Here is a 21961-nt window from a genome sequence, read left to right on the forward strand (position 1 = left end):
GATGATCTTAACAGAGAGATAGGTTTGGGCAAGTCGCTTCTTTCGAAACTTGACGAGGAACTTATAAAAAGCAGGAGAGAGATTTCATACACAGGTAAAAAACTTGCTAAAACAAGAGAAGAGTATGACAGGCTGAAAGAAATTGTCAGGGAGCGTATTGTTTCAATGTACAAGAGGGGCAGATGGTCTGACTGGGAACTGTTTTTTTCTTTTTCGTCCATTAATCAGGCAATGGTATGGGTTAAATATCAAAAAATAATAGCTGATAATGATAAAAGAAATCTCAGGCTTCTGAACAGAAAAAGTGCACAAATAGCGAGTCACAGTAAAAAGTTACAAGAGGAATTTACCCGGAAAAAAGAGCTTGCAAAAAAACAGAAAGACGAAACCGCACTACTGATTAAAAAACAGAAGCAAAGAGAAAAACTTTTAAAAAAGGTCAGGCAGGATAAAAAGCTGATCGCAAAAAGGCTGGCACAGAAAAAGTCTGCGTACAAAGGCATTCTCAAACGAATAAAATCAGAAGAGGCGAAACGGAAAACATCACCACTCTCCATTGCAAGTACAGGTTTCGGTGCAAAAAAAGGAATCCTTCCCTGGCCGGTAACGGGCAAAATAGCAGCAAAATACGGGCGGCATCTTCAGCCTGTTTTAAAAACGTGGATAGAAAACATTGGAATTGATATAAAGGGGGCTGAGGGTTCTTATGTCAAAGCTGTGAACAGAGGTGTTGTAAAGTGGGTGACCTGGCAGAGGGGAATGGAAAACCTTGTTCTCCTGTACCATGGAAACGGATATTACACAGTGTACGGACATCTTGAAACAGTTCTTGTTGTAACCGGAGAAACTGTGAATGCAGGTGATATTATAGGATCTATTGGTGATAAGCATAGTCTTGAGGGCCCTGTTCTTCATTTTGAAGTCTGGAAAGGCGCAAATCATTATAATCCTGAAAAATGGTTGACAAAAAGATGAAAAAAATTTCGGTTTACGGGCAGGAAAAAGTAAAAAATCTTCTTATCAGTGCATTTAAAAATGATAAGCTGGCGCATGCATATCTTTTTCTCGGGCGTGACGGTACGGGAAAGGAAGCTGCAGCAATTGCCTTTGCTTTAATGGTGAATTGTGAAAATAATGAGTTCGGAGGATGCGGCAAGTGCAGAGCCTGCACTTCCATTTTGAACCACGAATCTCCTGATTTCACCTTTATTCAGCCTACTCCAAAAAAAAATCAATCAATGAAAGATGTTGTCTACAGAGATATCGTTCGAGAGCGGCTCCTTCTTAAACTGTCAAATCCCTATCATTCCGTAAGGTTTACTCCGGAATTAACCACGCTTCCCATTATATCAGTGGATCAGATAAGGGATTTGAAAAAAGGGGCATTCTTAAAAGTTGCCGGCAACGGAATGCGTGTCTTTATAATTTCCAATGCAGATAAGATGAATGCCAATGCTTCCAACAGCCTGTTGAAACTTCTCGAAGAACCGCCTCCGCGTACAATTCTCATATTAACGAGTTTCGATGAAAGTGCACTTTTGGAAACAGTAGTTTCAAGATGCCAGATAGTGAGGTTTTTACCTCTTGCTGACTCGGAAGTTTGCGATGCTGTTAAAAAAGAAACAGGTGTTGATGAAAAGGATGCCGGGCTTCTCGCAGCAATGGCAGAGGGCAGTGTTACAAGAGGTATTGAACTGGCAGGTTCAGCCTTTGATTCCATGAGAACAGAAGCACTGGACTTTTTTAATATGAGTATAAAAGGGCAGCAGGAATATCTCGGATTAAAAGAATCAGAGCGGTCTATTTTTAAAGATAAAGAGTACGTCAGGGATATTCTGGGATTTTTAATTATCTACTTAAGGGACATGATGTTTATTAAATTAAATTTTCCTGAAAGAGTGATTAATCGCGACAGAATGCAGTCTTTAATTGAAATTGTTAATCAATTTCCTGAATTTAAAATTGAAGATGGAATCGATCATCTTTATCAGGCTATTGATTATATTGGAAAAAATGCGTATCTTCCTCTCATAATTTACTCATTAAGTTCGCACCTTTTTTTGTGTACGAAATAATAAGAGGTTTTTAAAATATGGCAAAAGTGCTGGAAATAGAATTTAAAGGCGGCAGAAAAGAGTTTTTTTCAAACCCTCAGGAATTTCCCTTTATCACAGGAGATCTTGTAATTGTTGATGTTGACAAAGGAGAAGATCTTGGAAGTGTAGTAAATATGGGCAGCCTTGTTGATAAACGCGTGGGAGATATAGAACTCAGGCCTGTAAACCGCAAACCAGGACCAAAGGATGTTGTACAATTTGAGGAGAATCTGGATCTTGAAGAAGAGGCTTTTGTTGACTGCAGGAAACGGATTGAAGAACACGGGCTTTCAATGAAGCTCGTTGATGTTGAATACCAGTTTGACAGGAAAAAAATAACATTTTATTTTACGGCTGATAACCGTGTAGATTTCAGAGAGCTTGTAAGGGATCTTGCAGGCAGGTACAGAACCAGAATTGAACTCCGTCAGATTGGCGTAAGAGATGAAGCTAAACGTATCGGAGGAATCGGAGTTTGCGGCAAACCGCTGTGCTGCTCAATGTTTTTACGCAGTTTTGAACCTGTTATTACCCAATGTGCAAAAGATCAGAATCTTGCGCTTAATCCGACAAAACTTTCAGGAGCATGCGGCAGGCTTATGTGCTGCCTCAGATACGAGCGGGATTTTTACCTTGAGGTCCTTCAGCGATATCCTGAAATAGGTTCAAAGATTAAAACGCCCAAGGGTACGGGTGTTTTGGAAAAGATAGATGTTATTAATGAAAATGCAGTAATCCGTTACGAAAGCGGGGAAGAGAGCATACTCTGTTTCGATGATTTTAATGAAATGCTTGAAAAGAATAAAAAAGAAACAATCGGTAAAAAGATCTGGAATAAAAAGAAAAAGAATAAAGATAGAATAAATGACAATGTACAGGATTAAAAATGGCAGGCAAAGAATTTAAACGCATACTTGTAACAAGTGCTCTCCCCTATGCAAACGGCCCTCTGCATCTCGGGCATATTGCCGGAGCATACCTACCGGCTGATATTTATGTAAGATATCAGAAGTTAAAGAACAGGGAGGTTGTATATATCTGCGGTTCAGATGAACATGGAGTACCAATTACTGTGACAGCTGATAAAGAGGGCATATCTCCTCAGGATGTTGTTGACAGATATCATTCAATGAATAAAGAGGGTTTTGAAAATCTTGGGATAGATTTTGACCACTATTCAAGAACGTCCCTTCCTATTCACCATAAAACCGCACGGGAATTTTTTACTCTGCTTGACGAAAAAAAAGATTTTGTAATCAAGACGGAGAAACAGTTTTACAGCGAAAAATCAAAGCGTTTTCTGCCTGACAGGTATGTTGAAGGAACATGCCCGTTTTGCGGATATGACGGGGCAAGAGGCGATCAATGCGATAAGTGCGGCAAGTGGCTTGAGCCTTCGCAGCTTATAGAACCAAGGTCAAAGATTGACGGATCAATCCCTGTACTGAAAGAGACAAAGCACTGGTATCTTCCTATGGGACGGTTTGCAGATACCTGGAAGAAATGGTTCGAGACAAAAAAATGGAAAGAAAATGTATACAACTACTGTATGGGCTGGTACAGGGAAGGCTTAACTGACAGGCCTATTACAAGAGACCTTCACTGGGGAGTAAAGGTTCCTCTTAAAGAAGCTGAAGGCAAGGTTCTTTATGTATGGTTTGATGCGCCGATAGGGTACATCTCCGCTACAAAAGAGTGGGCTGAAAAAAAAGGTGATTCCGATCTTTGGAAAAAATACTGGAGAGATAAAGATACAAAATTAGTACACTTTATAGGCAAGGACAACATTGTTTTTCATGCAATACTCTTTCCCATGATTCTAATGGAAGCGGAAGATTACGTTCTTCCTGAAGCAATACCTGCAAACGAATACCTTACAATAGAAGGAAGAAAAATATCAACCAGCCAGAACTATGCGGTGTGGGTAAAGGATTATCTTAAAGTATTCCCTCCTGATCCCCTGCGATACACGCTTGCTGCAAATGCTCCCGAAGGAAAAGATACGGATTTTTCCTGGAAACAGTTCCAGAGCAGAAATAATGACGAACTGGCGGATATTCTGGGAAATTTTATTAACAGGACACTGACTTTTGTACAAAAATATGAAAACGGGCATGTCCCGTTAAGAAGCAAACCTGATGATCTCGACAAGCAGATGCTTGACAAAATATCCGCTATTGCAGCAGAGCTCGGTGAAAATCTTGAAAATTATGAAGTTAGAAAAGGCATACGCTCTTTTATGGCGTTCTGCAGATCTGCAAACAAATATTTCAATGATAAAGAACCGTGGGCTACAAGAAAGACAAATCCTGAATCCTGCAGAACTACGCTTAACATCTGTGTTCAGGCAGTGTATGCTCTTTCCGCTTTAATGGAACCGTTTCTGCCGTTTTCCTGTGAGAAAGTAAGAAAAATGCTCAATGTTGATGATAAGCTTGCATGGGATGAAATAGGTGTGAAAGAGCTTGAGCCGGGACATCAGCTTGGTACACCGGAAATACTCTTTACAAAAATAGAAGATGATGTAATTGAACGGGAAATTGAAAAGCTGAAATCAAGTACAGGTGCTGCACAAAATAAAGATAGTAAAATTGATATAGATCTTTTCCGCAAAGTTGAGATGAAAACGGGCCTTGTTTATGAAGCCGAAAAAGTGAAGGGCAGTAATAAGCTTCTTAAGCTGAAAATAAAAATCGGGAAAGAGACTATGCAGGTAATAGGCGGAATCGGCAGCTCCTATTCAGCAGAGGAAATAACAGGCAAAACAGTTGTTGTTGTAACAAACCTTGCTCCTGCAAAAATAATGGGATTAGAGTCACAGGGAATGCTTCTCGCAGTAAAAAGCAACAATGGTTTTTCCCTTCTTACTGTAGACAGAGAAGCTGATTCAGGAATAAGGGTTGAGTGATAATTTGAGGATAGTGGATTCCCACGCTCATCTCGGAATGGATGATTTTTCTAAAGACCTGAAAGATGTGCTTAAGCGTTCCGGAGATGCAGGTGTTTTATGGGTACTTGTACCTGCCACAGATGTTGAATCAAGCCGTGTAGTTGTTGAGCTCTGTGAAAAATATGATAGTGTCTACGGTGCAGTTGGCATACATCCTCACGATGCTGATAAAGCGAAGCAAGAGGACGTGGAAGAGATTGCATCACTTCTAACTCATCCCAAAGTTAAAGCAGTGGGTGAGATAGGATTGGATTTTTACTATTCTTTCTCAGCAAGGGAGGTACAGGAACGTATCTTTTCAATGCAGCTTGCCCTTGCAGCGGTCAGCGGCTTGCCGGTTGTTATTCATTCCAGGGATGCTGTTGATGAGGCCCTATCCATTATTGATGCGTGTGATCCTGATAAGATAAAAGGAGTGTTTCACTGTTTTACAGGTTCTGTAAAAGAGCTGGATGCTGTTATTGAGAGGGGTTTTTATGTGTCTGTTGGCGGAATGGTGACATTTAAAAATTTTCAGGCTCTCGACGTTGTAAAAAAAATTCCTCTTGATAAGCTTCTTGTAGAAACAGATGCTCCCTATTTAACGCCTGTACCCTTTAGAGGAAAACGTAATGAGCCAGCGTTTCTTCCTTACACGATAGAGAAGCTGGCAGAAATTTACAATAAAAGCGCTGATGAAATTTCGGCAGTTACCTCTGAGAATGCTGAAAGATTATTTAATGCAGGTAAAGAGAGTTGATTGCATCAGGCCTGAAACCAAAAAAGAGATTAGGGCAGAATTTTCTGCGTTCTCTTGATGTTGTTGAAAAGATTGTTCACAGCCTCCAGCTTGATAAAGGAGAGCTGGTCCTTGAAATAGGAGCAGGAGAAGGCGTTTTAACAAAAGAGCTTTTTGACAATGGGGCTGAGGTTGTTGCAGTTGAAAAAGACAGAGATCTTGTAAGGTTTCTGGAATCAAGGTTTGCAGGAAATCCTGAAATAAAAATAATCGAGGGAGATTTTCTTGATCTTGATTTACAGACTTTTGTCAGGAACAGCGAACAGTTACGGATTGCGGGAAACATTCCCTACAACATTACATCTCCGATCCTTTTTAAGATTCTGGATAGCCGTTCTATTGTAAGAGATGTTCTGGTAATGGTTCAGCAGGAAGTAGGTGAAAGGCTTGTGAGCGGCCCGGGCAGTAAAAAGTACGGGATTCCCACAGTGCTTTTTAATCAGTTTGCTGATGTTGACAAGCTTTTTTCTGTAGGGAGGAACAGCTTTTATCCTGTACCGAAAGTCGATTCGGTAGTTATAAAAATAGAGTTTCTGCAGGAACCGCGGTTTGCCCTGAAAAACGAAGGATTTTTTTATAAACTTGTGAGAAAGACCTTTGGGAATAGAAGAAAGATGCTGCGAAACACTTTAACCGCTTTTGCAGACAAAGAGAAACTCAGCGATCTTTCCATTGATGTATCACGAAGGCCGGAAGAACTGACTACAGAAGAATTTACAACTCTTGCAAATGAGTTGTGCACATAGAAGAGGTTATGCCTATGGATCAGATGGCAAATACTGACAATATCGGTGAGGTAATTAGAGAGCTTATTGACAGAGAAGACTGGATAGTCTTAAAAGCAGCTCTTGTTGACCTGCATCCTGCTGATATTGCAGAGGTAATTACAAGGTACGGCCGTGAAGACAGGAAAATAGTTTTTGACCTTCTGCAGACAGACCAGGCTGCTGAAGTTGCAGCGGAGCTTCCGACGTCAATTTTAAAAGAAGTAGCCGGGGATCTTGAGCAGAAAAAGCTCGTTGAAATTGTACAGACAATGGATTCTGATGACGCTGCTGATGTTCTCGGAGACCTTGACGAAGAAATAGCTGAAAAAATCCTTTCTGCAATGCCGTGGGAAGAAACCCGTGAAGTAAGGACTCTTCTGCGCCACAATGAAGAGAGCGCAGGCGGAATTATGGCCATGGAGGTCGTAACTGTCTATGATAATCAGACAGCATCTCAGGCCCTGGAAGCCCTGCGCAAGAAATCGCGGGAAGTAGATGATGTTTATAACATCTATGTTGTTGATAAAAAAGGTGTATTAAAAGGTGTTGTAGCTTTAAAGGATCTGGTTTTGGCCGAGCCTGCTGATAAAATTTCAAAAATAATGGATCCTGAATTTTTTTCAATTCACCCTGAAATGGATCAGGAGGAGGTTGCAAACTATTTCCACAAGTACGACCTTGTTGCAGCACCTGTTACGGATGAGCACGGCAGGCTTGTAGGCCGGATTACAGTTGATGATGTTCTTGATGTTGTGGAAGAAGAAGCAAGTGAAGACATGGCCCTTATGGCAGGTATTACTGACGAGAAAATCGGGGAAGGGTCTGTATTCAAACTCTCAATGGGAAGGCTTCCCTGGCTTATGGTAGCATTTTGCGGCGAGATGATTTCAGCAACAGTTATGCGCCATTTTACAGTATCAATTAAAGCAGTTGTAATGTCTGCGTTTTTTATTCCTCTTATTATGGCAATGGGAGGAAATACAGGAATTCAGTCTGCTACTGTTGTAATCCGCGGCCTTGCTATTGGAGATTTCTGTATCAAGGATACGGGAAAAAGGCTTATAAAAGAGCTTGCAGTGACAATGATTAACGGATTAATAATTGCCTTTTTTCTGTTATTAATTTCGTATATCTGGATGCACAATGTGCGATTCGGAATAATATTAAGTGTTGCATTGCTTGCCGTACTGTTTAATGCGGCTTTGATAGGCACGGTTCTGCCTTTTTTCCTGAAAAGAATTAATATAGATCCTGCTATTTCCACGGGGCCCTTTATCACAACATCCAATGATGTACTGGGCCTTCTGGTATATTTCAGCCTTATCACGTTTTTTGCAAGATGGTTATAGAGTTTTATGGCAATACTTAAAACAAATGCAGTTGTGCTTAAGACGTGGAAGTTCGGAGAGACATCAAAAATTGTTTCTCTTTTAACAAGAGATTTCGGGAAAGTACGTGTAATGGCAAAGGGCGCACGCTCTGTGAAGAGTGCTTTTAAGGGCTGCCTTGAGCCACTTACGCATATAGGAATTGTTTTTTATGATAAAAAAACAAGAGACTTGCAGCTTTTAAGCAAGGTTGACCTTGTTGACGCACATATAAGATTTATCGGAGATATGACCAGAACTACACTTGGCCTTGCTGCAGCAGAGCTGGTTGATAAGGCCATAACAGGCAATGAGCCGATGGAAGCAGTATTTGATCTTTTCACTGACGTTTTGTCTGCAATGAATAGAAACTCCGGATTTCTTGAAGGCCTCTTCTGGTTTTTTGAAAGCAGGCTTATAACTTTGATGGGATATAAGCCGACGTGGGATGCCTGTATTGCATGCGGTAAATCCCTTGGAACTTCCGGAGGTTATTTCCAGCCTGATTCAGGCGGGCTTTTATGTACAGCTTGCGGAGCAGGTGGAGGATTAAAAATAACTCCGGAATCTCTGGAAATTCTGTACTGGCTTCAAAGAGGTGCAAATAGCATTGATGATATTACAAAGCTGAGCCCCGCACAAATTATAAAGTCAGAGATAAGAAAGATGTTCGACTTGTATTTTAAGACGCATATAGATTTGAAAAGAGGGCTTCATTCCCTTGATTTTTTTTATGAACTTGGAGAATAACTTTACAAAAGGCAAAAAGATGAGAAGAGCAAAAATAGTCTGCACAATAGGGCCGGCAAGCAGCTCACCCGATATGCTTGAAAAACTGATTCTTTCAGGTATGAATGTGGCAAGATTGAATTTTTCCCATGGTACTCATGAACTGCACGGTAAAGTGATTGACAGCATTCGTGAAATTTCCGGCAGACTGGAAAAACCTGTTGCCGTTCTTCAGGACCTTGCAGGCCCGAAAATCAGGACAGGCATTATAGTGGACGGCCCTGTAATTCTCAAATCCGGCCAGAAATTTTGTTTGACTGCAAGAGATGTTCAGGGTAATTCCTCAGAAGTTTCAATTACTTATAAAGAACTCCCTGCAGACGTGCTCCCCGGGGATACTCTTCTTTTGTGTGACGGATCAATAGAGATGGAGGTTAAGGAAACAAAGGGTGAAGACATTATATGTAAAGTTATTGTCGGAGGCCCTCTGGATTCACATAAAGGAATTAATCTTCCTGACAGGAGTATTCAGGCTGAGATTTTAAGCGAAAAAGACCGGAAGGATCTGGCGTTCGGCTTAAGAAAAGAGGTTGATTATATAGCCCTGTCATTTGTCCGAAATGTTGAAGATGTAAGGCTTGTAAGGAAAATAATTAACGATTCAGGATATAATACCAGCCTTATTGCAAAAATAGAGAAACACGAAGCACTTAATAATATTGATGAGATAATAAAAGAAGTTGACGGAATAATGGTTGCAAGAGGCGACCTCGGAGTAGAGATTCCCATTGAGACAGTGCCGCGTGTTCAAAAGAGGCTCATAAGAAAGGCAAATCAGTCTGCTAAGCCGGTTATTACTGCTACACAGATGCTGAAATCAATGGTTGACAACCCAAGGCCCACAAGAGCCGAAGTAACAGATGTGGCAAATGCAATTCTTGACGGAAGTGATGCAGTAATGCTAAGTGAAGAAACAGCCGTAGGCAAGTATCCTGTTGAAACAGTTAAAATGATGTCAAAAATTGCAGTCTCTATTGAGCAGAGTTTTCCTTTTCGTGAATGGGCTGAAAGATACAGAAAAGGAAGCCAGCTCAGCGCACCGGAAGCAGTTGCCCTTTCGGCCTGCCAGATTGCTGAAAGTATCAGGGCTTCTGCAATAGTTGCAACAACAAAGTCAGGGAGCACAACAAGGCTTGTGGCAAAATACCGGCCGATACAGACAATACTTGCAATTACGCCTGATGAATGCACATTCCACCGTCTTGCTCTTGTCTGGGGTGCACATCCTGTATTAATGAAACAAGTTGAGACAACAGATGATCTTGAAAAAAATGCGATAGATCTGGCCTGCAGAACAGGATATGTAAAAAAAGATAGCCAGGTTGTGCTTATAGCAGGGGTTCCTCTATATGTATCAGGTACTACAAATTTAATCAAAATAACCAATATCGGTATAGAAGATTCAAAGGAGGGTTGATTGGCTGCTGCAGATATGGAAAAAATTGTTTCCTTGAGTAAAAGGCGCGGGTTTATTTTTCAATCGAGTTCAATTTACGGAAAATTAAATGCCTGCTATGATTACGGCCCTATGGGCGTTGAAATGAAACGCAATATCAAAGACCTGTGGTGGAAATCCATGGTTCAGGAGAGAGAGGACATAGTTGGTCTTGATGCTGCAATTCTTATGCATCCCAGAGTATGGGAAGCATCAGGGCATGTTTCAGGTTTTACAGATCCTCTTGTTGACTGCCGTAACTGTAAACAGAGGTTCAGAGAAGATGAGATTGATCCAAAGTTTTTGGAAAAACGGCAGTGTCCCCGCTGCGGTACTGTAGGCTCCCTTACTGAAGCCCGTCAGTTTAATCTGATGTTTAAAACGCACATGGGCCCGATTGAAGAGAGTGCTTCCGTAGTTTATTTAAGGCCGGAGACGGCTCAGGGAATATATGTTAATTTTAAAAATGTTATTGATTCATCGCGTATGAAAATTCCTTTCGGAATAGCCCAGATAGGAAAAGCTTTCAGAAATGAAATAACACCGGGTAATTTTATTTTCAGGACAAGGGAATTTGAGCAGGCGGAAATGCAGTTTTTTGTAAAGCCCGGGGATGATGAGAAATTTTTTGAAATGTGGAAAGAGAGCCGGATCAACTGGTACTCAAAATTAGGAATTAACAAAGAAAATTTAAGATTCCACAAGCACGGTGAGAAGGAACTCGCACACTATGCAAAAGCAGCTTATGACATTGAGTACAACTATCCCATAGGCTGGAAAGAACTGGAGGGTATCCATAACAGAACAGATTTTGACCTTTCAAAACATCAGGAATTTTCAGGCAAGGACCTTACATATTTTGATGATGCTGCAAAAGAACGGTTTATCCCGTATGTAATAGAGACTTCCTGCGGAATTGACAGAATACTTCTTACTTGTCTTGTTGATGCTTACGAAGAGGAAAAACTGGAAAAGGAAACACGTACGGTTCTGAGGCTTGATCCGAAAATTGCTCCTGTAAAAGCAGCTATTTTCCCCCTTGTAAAAAAAGACGGAATGCCTGAATATGCAAGAAAAATTGAGCGGGATCTGCGTAAAAACTTTATGGTCTTTTATGATGAGTCCGGCGCAGTGGGAAGAAGGTACAGAAGGCAGGATGAAGCAGGAACGCCCTTCTGTATTACAGTAGATTCACAGACTCTTGAGGATGATACCGTAACGATTCGCGAGAGAGATTCCATGCAACAGATAAGAATACCGGCAGACGGTGTAAGAGATGAACTTAGAAAGAGAATCTGGGAGTAAGCTGAATGAACAGGATAAGAGTAATTTTTATTTATGTGATTGTTGTTTCACTGTCTTTAAATCTGTTTGCAGAAGAAGATAAAAAACAAGAGAGTAAAAAAAAGGATGTGTGGAAGAAAAAATTTAATACAGGTGTAAGTTTGACGCAAAGTGCCTATAGTAACTGGGCAAAAGGCGGAGAGAACAGTATTGCCTGGACAATACGTTTTGACGGAGAGATAGGTAAAATATGTAAAAACCTGGAATGGGATGTTACTTCTCTTTTGACCTTTGGTCAGGTCAAGGCGGAAAAAGAGACACCCAGGACTACTATTGACAAAATTGACATGGACGGATCAATCAGCTGGAAATTCGGTCCGTACGTTAATCCCTATTTCGGAGCAGGTATTCTTACACAGTTCAGCACCGGCTATGATTACAAAGTATCTCCTGCAGTGCCCCAGTCAAGATTTTGGGATCCTGCTTATATAACCCAGAGCATGGGTGCAAAAGTAAAGATTAAAAATATTATTGATCATAAGCTGGGTATAGGTTTAAAGCAGACTTATACGACTGAATTTAATAAATATACAGATAATCCTGAAACCGGTGACATAGAAAGATACAAATTTGAAACAGGGATTCAGTCAACAACAAAAATTAATGCCAAGTTTGCAGAGCGGGTAAAAGTACTGAGTAAACTGGAAATGTTCTCGTCTTTTGAAAATATAGATATTATTGACCTGAGATGGGACACACTTGTAACTGCGCCCCTTACAAAGTACATAGTTTTAACATTAAATGTACAGGTTAATTATGACAAGGATGTAATGGACAAAACTCAGATTAAAGAACTGGCAGGTCTGGGTATAAGCTATAATTTGTTTGATTAAAAAATAATCAGGGGAACGGGGATTATTTTTCTTGCATTTATAAATAATATATATATATTATTATATGCAACGAAGCGCTGACTTCTTATGATCTTATAATCCCCAAAAATGCCAAGGAGGTTGATATGGGTACAGGCAGGGGTACAGTAAACAAAGTAATCCTAATCGGTAGATTAGGAGGAGATCCTGAATTGGCTTATACGCCGTCAGGAAGGGCATATGTCAAATTTACTCTGGCTACAAGTGCAAGATGGAAGGATCAGGAAGGCAACCAGAAGGAACGTACAGACTGGCACAGAATTAAAGCATGGGGTAAATTAGCTGAGATTATGGGTGAGTACCTTAAAAAAGGAAGCCTTGTATTTCTTGAAGGCAGGATTGAAACAAGAAGCTATGAAGATTCCAATGGAGTGAAAAAGTGGATTACTGAGATTGTGGCCAATGATATGGAGATGCTGGGATCAAAAGGCGGCAGTTCAGAGCAGCAGGCAGCTCCGACTGAATTTGATTCATCCGGGCCAAAGGAAGAAGATGATTTGCCTTTTTAGCTATTGGCTGAAAAATCAGGGTCAAATCATTTAATTTAATCCGCGGCATGTCCGCGGATTTTTTTTGGAGGCAATGAAATGCTATCACAGCAAGATGCTGATGCATTGATCAGGCAGGCAGAGAGTATTTCAAAACAGGCATATGCACCCTATTCCGGGTTTAAAGTCGGTGCAGCACTTTTAACAAAAACCGGAAATTTATTCACAGGCTGTAATGTTGAAAATGCTTCGTACAGTCTTACAATCTGTGCTGAAAGGAACGCTGTATTCAGTGCGGTCTCAGCAGGAGAAAAAGAATTTAAAGCACTGGCAATATTTACAGATACAGGACAGCCCGTTCAGCCATGCGGTGCCTGCCGTCAGGTTCTTTCCGAGTTTTGTGATGATTTAGAGATTATCCTTGCATCTCCCGGAAAGATAAAGAAAGAGATGCTGTCGGATATTTTTCCTGAAGCGTTTGAAAAGAAATCCGTGAAAGAGAGTTGAAAGTTCATAAAGTCATAAAGTCATAAAGTTTGTAAAGTTCATAAAGTTTATAAAAATGCAGGGGCAGGATATTTCCCGCCCTTTTTTCTTGTATTCTTAAAAATATATTTGCATATTATTTTTTTAAAGAAGGGGATAGATTTTTCTTTCTCAGTTCATACATTTGTATGTGATTTTGTTGATTTAAAATAACAAAGAGGCATGTTATATGTCAAATACTGATATGACCAGAATAAACAGAGTTGCGCAGTGGGCATTTGATACAAAGCCCATTCTCGGCAGATTTCATTTATGGCTTGAAGATGTCGATATGGAAGTGGAAAACAGAGACAAAAGCAAATCAGCGGACAGGTCAATTTCTTTTGTTGATGAAAGAATGGAAAGACTGTTTATAATGACTGCTGCTGTTACTGCCTTTGGTACAAAGTTATTCGGGAGGTACGGAGAAGGCAGAGACCTGGCAAAAAAGGAGCTTAATCAGGTAAAAAAAGATGCCGATGCAATTTCCGCATACGCACTGAGTGAGAGCCTATGGTATTTATCAAGGCTGCTTCCGGAAAATCACGCTATAATGGTATGCGTTGGTGAAGGCCTTATGCCTAAAGCCGGAGAAACCCCGGAGATGGGATCCAATCCGATGCTTGGTTTCGGCAGGATATATGCCAGGCCTCAGGTAGCAAAATATCTGGATCGCCGCGTGCATAAACTGATTAATGATGATTCCTACAACTGGCCGGAGTTTAAAAAGGATATAAACACTGCAGGTATTACAATCTGGGGAACAGCGATTGATACTCTGGAAAATACAACGCGTTTTGCTAAAGGAGAGGAGACGGGCCCTCTTACTGTGCTTCATGTTTTTGACCAGCCTTTATGGATAACTAAACCTTACGAAGGATACATAGGAAATATTATCCTTCCGAAAGAGATTGTGGAGAATGCTGAAGGAGAGTCCGTATTAATCAATTTTTTTACACCGAGAGAAAAGATTGTGCATGCAATAAAAAATACGTATCCTGATATAAAAAATGAGAATATTCATGTATGGACTCTTGCGGGAAAGAGCAGAGTACACCGTATAGGAAAATTGTGGGAAGAGTGGCGCTCTCTAGGTGTGCATATCGTAGAAGAAGGCTGGGCCCTTCCGACGGGGTTTAATGCTTTTACAGATTCAGGAACATACGCGCCGACTGCTCTTATAGGAACCTGGCAGGATGAAAAGAGCGGCAGGCATCTGTTTTTAATTGACGGATATGCTGCTTCTGCCGAAGCTCTTCAGGCATCCAGCCTGTGTCCGATACTGAACATTGATGCATCACTCGCTGTTTTTACTTCAAAATTTCAACTCAGCTATGAAAACGAAGCTATGATTATGCACCTTGATCCTGATGCCCCTGATTTTAAAAAGAAACTTTCCGCAGTCTTCGAAGATGATCTGGGTGATGATACGGTTGAGATGTTCAGAAGTGATATAAAAATTGCTGCTGATGCAGGTATTAATCTTGAAAAGCAAACAATATCGGTTGATGATTTTCTGCCTGAAAAAAGGTGGAGTGTAATGGCTATCTCAGGCTATATGCTTCCGGATCCTTATTCCGGTTCACCCGGGGTAAGGCAGATATCTGATGACACATATGAAGTTACAGTAAGCCTCCTTACTCCAGGGGGATCAAAAAAAACAACTTTAAAACTTCGGCTTGAGGAACCTTTTGAGGAGAGCCGTCTTGTTTTTAATCCTCTTTTAAACAGATTTATGAAAGGAGAAAACTTCAGAAAGAGAGCTGTTAAAATATCAGATTCGGGGCGTATCAGAAATGAACTGCAGACCCTCTGTTCCGAAGCACTTGAACATTTCGGCTCGAACGGGATGAAAGTTCATTTTAATAAAATATCAGAAGATGTAATTTCTCTCAAAAATCAGAAACTTCTAAGGGAGATTCTGTCCTGGTACAAGGAGAATCATCCTATATGGTTCAGCTGGCTTGAGCTTGCGGATTAAAATTTTTGTCAGGCAGGGAATATGTTTTTGTCATAATACTTATGGATTAGTGGAAGAAATTCTCTCTTCCCTTTAATTCAAAATCCCATCGGCACAGGCACTACCTCACCTGCCTGTTTTGTCCTGATTGCCTGAACAGCAGCCCACGATGCAGAAAGCGTTGTCAGGCACGGCACATTGTAAGTCATTGCGCATCTTCCGATAATGTATTCATCATGCCTTGATATCTGGCCGAGAGGTGTGTTTATTACAAGGTTAATCCTGCCTTTTTTAATCAAGTCTGTAACATTGGGAGATCCTTCAGCCACTTTTTTTACCTTGTCACAGGGGATATTGTTTTTGTGCAGATAATTAAATGTCCCATGCGTGGCAGTAATTTTAAAACCGAGATCATAAAGCTGTCTTGCAATGGATGTAGCTTTTGGTTTGTCTCTGTCATTTACACTGATAAAAACAGTGCCTGTATCAGGTATGGATAATCCTGCACCCTGATATGCCTTTAAAAATGCAGTTCCGAAATTATGCCCTATACCCATTACTTCGCCTGTTGATTTCATTTCCGGGCCGAGAAAGGTATGGACATTCGGGAATTTCATAAAAGGGAAGACAGGTGTTTTTACAGCGATCATTTTAGATGTTGATTTATAATTTATTGATATATCAGATAGTTTTTCACCGGCTATTACTCTCGCGGCAATCTTCACCCATGGTATCCCTTTGGCTTTTGAAACAAAGGGGACAGTTCTTGATGCCCTGGGATTGACTTCAAGTACGTACAATTCTCCTTCAAATAAAGCAAACTGCACATTCATCAATCCCTTTACATTAAAGAGACTGCTTAACTCTAAAGTCTGTTTTTTAATCGTTTCCTTATCCTGATCGGAAAGCATGTACGGCGGCAGAACACATGAACTGTCTCCCGAGTGAATTCCTGCCTCTTCAATGTGCTGCATTATTCCGCAGATAATAGTTGTTTCTCCGTCGGAAACTGAATCTGCATCAAATTCGAATGCATCCTCAAGAAATTTATCAATAAGAACCGGATGTTCAGGCGTAATAAGCGCGGCTTTCTCAATATAATTTTTCAGATCAGTATCATTATATGCTATGTACATACCTCTGCCTCCCAAAACATACGAAGGCCTGACAAGAACAGGGTATCCGACTTTCCGGGCCCCTTCAATTGCTTCCTGTCTGTTTTTTGCAGAAGTCCATGGAGGTGTTTTCATGTCGCTTTTTTCAAGGAGACGCCCGAATTTTTCACGGTCTTCAGCAAGGTCAATTGATTCGGGAGAAGTTCCGAGAACTCTGATTCCATTTTCTTTGAGATGCTTTGCAAGTTTAAGAGGAGTCTGCCCGCCGAATTGAACAATTACACCCTCGGGCTTTTCTCTCTCAAGAATAGGCATTACATCTTCCATTGTCAGGGGTTCAAAGTAGAGATTGTCGGAAATGTCGTAATCAGTGGATACGGTTTCAGGATTATTGTTAATCATAATTGTTTCAAAACCCATTTTACTGAGTTCCATAACAGCATGAACACAGCAGTAGTCAAATTCAATACCCTGCCCGATCCTGTTAGGCCCGCTGCCGAGAATAGCTATTTTTTTCTGCTTTGAGGGATTTGATTCATCCTCGGTTTCGTATGTGCTGTACATGTAGGATGTTGATGACTCAAACTCAGCAGCACATGTATCAACCCTTTTAAAAACAGTTTTAATATTATTTTTATACCGTAATTCTCTTACTTCCTTCTCACTAATATCTGTTAGTTGAGAAATTCTTAAATCAGACAGCCCCTGCTTTTTTGCTGCATAAAGAAGTTCAGGTGTAAGAACATCTGATGCGGAGACCTGCTGCTCAAAATTCGTCATCTCCTTTATCTCATATAAAAACCAGGGATCAATTCCGGTTAATTTAAAGATTTCATCGGGATGAACACCTCTTCGCAATAATTCCGTTACTTCAAAGATTCGTTCCGGAGTGGGTATTTTGATTTTTTTCAGAAGCTCATCAGCAGATAAATCCAGTTTTTTGAGAACGGGGCTATCATTTTCAAGAGATCTTACCGCTTTATTCAAGGCTTCTGTAAATGTCCGGCCTATTGCCATTGTCTCACCGACTGATTTCATCTGAGTTGTCAGAATCGGCTTTGTCTGAGGAAACTTGTCAAAATTCCACCGCGGGATTTTTACAACAATGTAGTCAAGCGCCGGCTCAAAAGATGCCATTGTCTTTCCTGTAATATCATTGGGTATTTCATCAAGGGTCATGCCGACTGCAAGCTGTGCTGCAATTTTCGCTATGGGAAATCCTGTTGCTTTTGATGCAAGTGCAGAGCTTCGCGATACTCTCGGATTCATCTCTACAACAACAAGCCTGCCGTCAGAAGGGTTTACAGCAAACTGTACATTTGAACCTCCTGTTTCAACTCCTATTTTTCTAAGGATTGAAAACGCAGCGTCTCTCATGTATTGATACTCTTTATCTGTCAATGTCTGAACCGGAGCAACAGTAATGGAATCTCCGGTATGTACTCCCATGGGGTCAAAATTCTCAATAGAGCATACAACAACAGTCTGATCGTTCTTGTCCCGCATAACCTCAAGTTCGAACTCTTTCCATCCTATAAGGGATTCCTCAATCAGAATCTGATTGACAGGGCTGGATTTCAGGCCGTGCTCTGCCAGTTCCTCAAACTCTTCCATGTTATTTGCAATACTTCCTCCGCTCCCTCCAAGAGTAAATGCGGATCGGATAATTGCGGGAAATCCTGTTTTTTTAACAATGTTACAAGCCTGATTTACGCTGTTTGCGAACCCACCTCTCGGAATTTCCAGCCCGATCTCTTCCATTGCGATTCTGAAAAGGCCTCTATCCTCAGCAGTATGTATTGCTTTGGACGAGGCTCCTATTAACTGCACGCCATATTTTTTCAGAATTCCGTTATCCTCAAGCTGAACAGCAATGTTCAGGCCGGTCTGACCGCCCATTGTAGGCAGAAGAGCGTCCGGCCTTTCCAGCTCAATAATTTTTATAAGAGTTTGGTAATCAACAGGTTCAATATATGTTTTGTCTGCAATGTCCGGGTCGGTCATGATTGTTGCAGGGTTGGAATTTACAAGCACTACTTCAAATCCGAGAGACTTAAGGGTTTTAACTGCCTGAGTTCCGGAGTAGTCAAACTCGCATGCCTGGCCTATCACAATAGGGCCTGATCCGATAATTAAAATTTTGTGTATATCATTTCGAATTGTCATGAAAGTGCCCGATTTTTGATTATGTTGAAGAGATCTTTAAAAATACCGGATGCATCGTGAGGCCCGGGAGAGGCCTCAGGATGAAACTGAACTGAAAATATCGGAAGGGTTCTGTGATGCATCCCTTCGACAGTTTTATCATTGAGGCTTCTGAAGGTTTCGACAAGGCCGGTATGCTGCATGGAATTTCTATTAACAGCGTAATTGTGGTTTTGAGAGGTTATTATAATATTTCCGTTTAATAAATTTTTAACAGGATGGTTAATACCATGGTGCCCGAAAGGCAGTTTAAAAGTTTCCGCTCCCATTGCAAGCGCTATAAGCTGATGGCCGAGACAGATTCCGAACAGCGGAATTTTTTTATCAATTAAAACTTTTATTGTATCTATGGCATAGTCAAGTTCTTCCGGATTACCGGGCCCGTTGGATAGAACCACTCCGTCGGGAGAAGTATGTAAAATGTCTTCAATAGAGGATTCAGCAGGAATATATGTGACCCGGAACCCTGAAGATTTAAGAAATTTCAGGATATTTCTCTTTGCTCCGAAATCAATCAGGGTAATTTTGGGCTGTCCTTCGGAATTCCCTTCTGTTTTATTTAAGTACCATCTTGCAGGAAGATTGATGTCCCATTTGGATGTATCAGAGCAAGTGACACTTCTAACAAGGTTTTTAGTGCTGTTGACAGGTGCATTTTTAAGTAATTCAAAAAGCTCTTTATTACTCTTCCCGTCTGTTGAAAGAATGCCGGTCATTGTGCCTCTGTCTCTGATAATTCTTGTGAGCATTCTTGTGTCAATATTTTCAATGCCGGTAATCGAATTGGAGTAGAGGTATGAGCTGACATCCTGTTTTGATCTGAAATTACTGGGACTCCGTGATAGTTTTCGGACAATTATTCCTTCCACTCCTGGTTTTGCAGATTCTACGTCTTCATCATTTATACCTGTGTTGCCGATATGTGGGTAAGTAAAAAGGACAATCTGGCCTTTGTAGGACGGGTCTGTAAGAGTTTCCTGATAGCCCGTCATGCCAGTGTTGAACACAATTTCTGCAATTATAGTTTTTGGAAATCCGAAGCCGGCGCCTTCAAAAATATTTCCGTTTTCAAGAACCAGTTTGCCTTTCATAGATAACCCCGAATAAAATATAATTTAAAAAAAACCCCGCCGAAAAGGCGGGGTAAAAACAGTCTGGCTGTAAATGAGGAAGCTTTTCGCCGGCGGTGCAGGAATCAATTTTTACCGCAGGCGTTTTCCTCAAAAATGAATTGGAGTGCACCCAACCAGCACTGTCAGAGGAGGGCATGAAATTGATTTTCAATTTGTGCCCTTTCTTTTTTATTTTCAACAACAATGAATACCGTATCATCGCCTGCAATAGTGCCGAGTATTTTCGGGTCGTCCAGATTGTCAATCAGGCTTGCTACTCCGCCTGCATTGCCGGGTACAGTTTTAATTATAATTATGTTTTCGCTTGATTTTATTTCCGTAACAAAATCATGAAACATGGAAGAGAGCCTGGCCTTTATATTTGATTGTGCGCTTCGGTTGAGCAGCTCATACTTATACGTTCCCGGCCCTATGCGAATTTTAACATAGCCGATCTCCTGAAGGTCTCTTGATATTGTTGCCTGAGTTGTATCAATTCCCTCTTCCTTAAGAGCAATCAGCATACCTGCCTGATCGCCGATCCCCCGATCTTCGATAATTGACTTAAGTTTTTTCTGCCGTTCTGTTTTTGTATAATCATTCATATTTATTGCATAATTATACAAAATAAAGTTTAAATAGTCAAGTATAATTTACAGCTTCTTGTTAATTAGAAAAATATTTTACAGGAAATATTTAGGTTAAACATAATTTTTTCTTGCTTTTTTATTGTGAATAATTTAACTTAACTAAATATAACAGTATCTGTTATACGTAGGAGGGTGCCTATAAGAGTAAAGCTAACAGCCAAGTGGTCCGGAAATTAGTCCGGTCACAATAAGGACACAAACTGCAACTAATTTTCATACGGGAACGAAATGAATCATTACAGGTTGCCAGGATCGAAGTTTGGCTCATGGTTTTATGCCATTTCGATCTTTTTTTTGTTGGGATTGTCTTCGCTCTCTGCGCAGATAGGATTACATGTACATCAGTACAAACCGCCCTTCTCTCCACTGTTTTTCAACAGGAAAAGTGTACCTTCACCATTTTACAGAAGTGTTTCTGCGCAATATCCCAGATATGTAATACAAAAAATTAATCTTGACCCTGACAAGGGTATTGTGAGTTCCGGCCTTTATATCGGGGATTGGGAATTTATACCTCCGAGAATTCTAAGTTTTTCCGATTATGTTAATCTGCGGTCAAGTGTACTTATCAGGGATCAGTGGAAACAATATGCAAAAGGCCATACCAAGCTGTCACAGTCGCAAAAAGGGCGGAACCGCGGCATTGTACTTGAATCGCCCAAAATTAAAAGCGAAGCATTCAGGCGGATGTTCGGCGGGGAGACCCTGAGCCTTAATGTTACAGGAAGAATTACTATTGACGGCGGGATCAGACATGAGAAGAGAAGCCAGGTAAAAACAGCTCTTACAAGAAGGCCGAATACAAATTTTGAGATGAAACAAACTCAGCAGTTCAGGGTTGAAGGAAAAATCGGCAACAATGTTTCCATTTTTGTTGATCAGGACAGCGAGCGGCCGTTTGAATTTCAGAATGCTTTTAAACTCCGCTATTCAAGCGACGAAGACGGAATAATTCAGTCGATTCAGGCCGGTAATGTTGCACTGTCGCTTCCGTCAACGAGATTTGTTACTTTCAGTTCAAATAATTCCGGCCTTTTCGGTATTAAGACTGACATGAAAGTCGGAAAACTGAATGTTACGGCAATTGCGAGTATGGAAAAGGGAGAAAAAAAGAGGCTTTCGCTTTCAGGCGGGAAAAAGGAGAACAGCTTTAAAATACAGGATTATGATTATAAAAAAGCCACTTATTTTTTCCTCGGATATGATTACAGAACTCAATATCCCCATGTGGATTCCAAAGGCCAGCACATAATAAGTACAGATAATATAATTAATGATATTCAGGTATGGAAATCTGATGCAAATATTGATGAGAACACAAGCGGCGTAAGATATGCGTGGGCTGTTGTTAATCCCTCGCAGTCTGTTGATACAACTGCAAATGCAAGTAATGAAGAAAACAGGCAGCACTGGTTTGTTCCACTGGAGGCTAACAAGGATTTTTATATTAACAAGCAGCTCGGTTTTATCTATATGAACATGCCCCTGCAGGACAGTGAGGTGCTTGC

The 21961-nt window shown here is 40.7% G+C and carries 18 protein-coding genes; 15 read left to right on the forward strand and 3 right to left on the reverse strand.

What is annotated here, in order from left to right; translation table 11 throughout:
• The 14 genes from J7K93_04580 to J7K93_04645 all read left to right on the forward strand — a co-directional run.
• On the forward strand, window positions 1-975 hold a 975-nt coding region (locus J7K93_04580; protein MCD6116270.1), incomplete at its 5' end, for a peptidoglycan DD-metalloendopeptidase family protein.
• Entirely contained in the window at window positions 972-2075 is a 1104-nt protein-coding gene (locus J7K93_04585) for a DNA polymerase III subunit delta' (GenBank protein ID MCD6116271.1), read from the forward strand. The genes J7K93_04580 and J7K93_04585, both read left to right, overlap by 4 nt.
• A 17-nt stretch (window positions 2076-2092) precedes the next feature.
• Window positions 2093-2980, forward strand: a complete 888-nt coding sequence (locus tag J7K93_04590; GenBank protein MCD6116272.1) for a stage 0 sporulation family protein — start codon at window positions 2093-2095, stop codon at window positions 2978-2980.
• 2 nt (window positions 2981-2982) lie between these two features.
• On the forward strand, window positions 2983-5004 hold the full coding sequence (metG, locus tag J7K93_04595) for a methionine--tRNA ligase (protein MCD6116273.1): 2022 nt from the start codon (window positions 2983-2985) through the stop codon (window positions 5002-5004).
• A complete protein-coding gene (locus J7K93_04600) occupies window positions 4997-5785 on the forward strand; it encodes a TatD family hydrolase (protein MCD6116274.1) in 789 nt (262 codons plus the stop codon). The genes metG and J7K93_04600 overlap by 8 nt, the downstream gene beginning before the upstream one ends.
• Window positions 5782-6570, forward strand: coding sequence for a ribosomal RNA small subunit methyltransferase A (gene rsmA / locus J7K93_04605; GenBank protein ID MCD6116275.1), 789 nt, complete (start codon window positions 5782-5784; stop codon window positions 6568-6570). Before J7K93_04600 ends, rsmA begins: the two co-directional genes overlap by 4 nt.
• 14 nt (window positions 6571-6584) lie before the next feature.
• Entirely contained in the window at window positions 6585-7940 is a 1356-nt protein-coding gene (mgtE, locus tag J7K93_04610; protein ID MCD6116276.1) for a magnesium transporter, read from the forward strand.
• Window positions 7941-7946: 6 nt separating this feature from the next.
• Window positions 7947-8708 carry a DNA repair protein RecO gene (gene recO, locus J7K93_04615; protein MCD6116277.1) on the forward strand — a complete coding sequence of 254 codons (762 nt, stop codon included), beginning with the start codon at window positions 7947-7949 and terminating at the stop codon, window positions 8706-8708.
• A gap of 19 nt (window positions 8709-8727) precedes the next feature.
• Window positions 8728-10164, forward strand: a complete 1437-nt coding sequence (pyk, locus tag J7K93_04620) for a pyruvate kinase (GenBank protein ID MCD6116278.1) — start codon at window positions 8728-8730, stop codon at window positions 10162-10164.
• 15 nt (window positions 10165-10179) lie between these two features.
• Window positions 10180-11487: a glycine--tRNA ligase gene (locus J7K93_04625; GenBank protein MCD6116279.1), complete on the forward strand. Its 1308-nt coding sequence runs from the start codon at window positions 10180-10182 to the stop codon at window positions 11485-11487.
• Between the two features lie 5 nt (window positions 11488-11492).
• A complete protein-coding gene (locus J7K93_04630; GenBank protein MCD6116280.1) occupies window positions 11493-12359 on the forward strand; it encodes a DUF3078 domain-containing protein in 867 nt (288 codons plus the stop codon).
• A gap of 125 nt (window positions 12360-12484) precedes the next feature.
• The gene (locus J7K93_04635) at window positions 12485-12907 is read left to right on the forward strand and encodes a single-stranded DNA-binding protein (protein MCD6116281.1); all 423 of its coding nucleotides are present in this window, start codon (window positions 12485-12487) and stop codon (window positions 12905-12907) included.
• Window positions 12908-12985: 78 nt separating this feature from the next.
• The gene (locus tag J7K93_04640) at window positions 12986-13393 is read left to right on the forward strand and encodes a cytidine deaminase (GenBank protein MCD6116282.1); all 408 of its coding nucleotides are present in this window, start codon (window positions 12986-12988) and stop codon (window positions 13391-13393) included.
• 223 nt (window positions 13394-13616) lie between these two features.
• Window positions 13617-15392 (forward strand): hypothetical protein, encoded by a 1776-nt coding sequence (locus J7K93_04645; GenBank protein MCD6116283.1) that lies wholly within the window; start codon window positions 13617-13619, stop codon window positions 15390-15392.
• 77 nt (window positions 15393-15469) lie between these two features.
• Here J7K93_04645 and carB read toward each other — a convergent pair whose 3' ends face one another.
• From carB to argR, 3 genes are all read right to left on the reverse strand, one after another.
• Complete coding sequence (gene carB / locus J7K93_04650) at window positions 15470-18652, reverse strand: carbamoyl-phosphate synthase large subunit (GenBank protein MCD6116284.1); 3183 nt, start codon at window positions 18650-18652, stop codon at window positions 15470-15472.
• Window positions 18649-19782 carry a glutamine-hydrolyzing carbamoyl-phosphate synthase small subunit gene (gene carA / locus J7K93_04655; GenBank protein ID MCD6116285.1) on the reverse strand — a complete coding sequence of 378 codons (1134 nt, stop codon included), beginning with the start codon at window positions 19780-19782 and terminating at the stop codon, window positions 18649-18651. The genes carB and carA overlap by 4 nt, the downstream gene beginning before the upstream one ends.
• Before the next feature lie 164 nt (window positions 19783-19946).
• Entirely contained in the window at window positions 19947-20408 is a 462-nt protein-coding gene (argR, locus tag J7K93_04660) for an arginine repressor (protein MCD6116286.1), read from the reverse strand.
• A 273-nt stretch (window positions 20409-20681) separates the two neighbouring features.
• On the opposite strand from argR, the gene J7K93_04665 reads away from it, so the two are divergent.
• The coding region (locus tag J7K93_04665) for a hypothetical protein (GenBank protein ID MCD6116287.1) at window positions 20682-21961 on the forward strand (1280 nt) is incomplete at its 3' end.

The sequence above is a fragment of the bacterium genome, from assembly GCA_021158245.1.
Lineage (GTDB): Bacteria > Zhuqueibacterota > QNDG01 > QNDG01 > QNDG01 > QNDG01.

Excerpts from the sequence above, each read along its gene's own strand:
- J7K93_04625 (MCD6116279.1), top strand. The coding sequence starts at position 10,180 with ATGGAAAAAATTGTTTCCTTGAGTAAAAGGCGCGGGTTTATTTTTCAA.
- J7K93_04635 (MCD6116281.1), top strand. The coding sequence starts at position 12,485 with ATGGGTACAGGCAGGGGTACAGTAAACAAAGTAATCCTAATCGGTAGA.
- carA (MCD6116285.1), bottom strand. The coding sequence starts at position 19,782 with ATGAAAGGCAAACTGGTTCTTGAAAACGGAAATATTTTTGAAGGCGCC.
- pyk (MCD6116278.1), top strand. The coding sequence starts at position 8,728 with ATGAGAAGAGCAAAAATAGTCTGCACAATAGGGCCGGCAAGCAGCTCA.
- recO (MCD6116277.1), top strand. The coding sequence starts at position 7,947 with ATGGCAATACTTAAAACAAATGCAGTTGTGCTTAAGACGTGGAAGTTC.
- carB (MCD6116284.1), bottom strand. The coding sequence starts at position 18,652 with ATGACAATTCGAAATGATATACACAAAATTTTAATTATCGGATCAGGC.
- J7K93_04640 (MCD6116282.1), top strand. The coding sequence starts at position 12,986 with ATGCTATCACAGCAAGATGCTGATGCATTGATCAGGCAGGCAGAGAGT.
- argR (MCD6116286.1), bottom strand. The coding sequence starts at position 20,408 with ATGAATGATTATACAAAAACAGAACGGCAGAAAAAACTTAAGTCAATT.
- J7K93_04630 (MCD6116280.1), top strand. The coding sequence starts at position 11,493 with ATGAACAGGATAAGAGTAATTTTTATTTATGTGATTGTTGTTTCACTG.
- mgtE (MCD6116276.1), top strand. The coding sequence starts at position 6,585 with ATGGATCAGATGGCAAATACTGACAATATCGGTGAGGTAATTAGAGAG.
- J7K93_04590 (MCD6116272.1), top strand. The coding sequence starts at position 2,093 with ATGGCAAAAGTGCTGGAAATAGAATTTAAAGGCGGCAGAAAAGAGTTT.
- J7K93_04585 (MCD6116271.1), top strand. The coding sequence starts at position 972 with ATGAAAAAAATTTCGGTTTACGGGCAGGAAAAAGTAAAAAATCTTCTT.
- metG (MCD6116273.1), top strand. The coding sequence starts at position 2,983 with ATGGCAGGCAAAGAATTTAAACGCATACTTGTAACAAGTGCTCTCCCC.
- J7K93_04645 (MCD6116283.1), top strand. The coding sequence starts at position 13,617 with ATGACCAGAATAAACAGAGTTGCGCAGTGGGCATTTGATACAAAGCCC.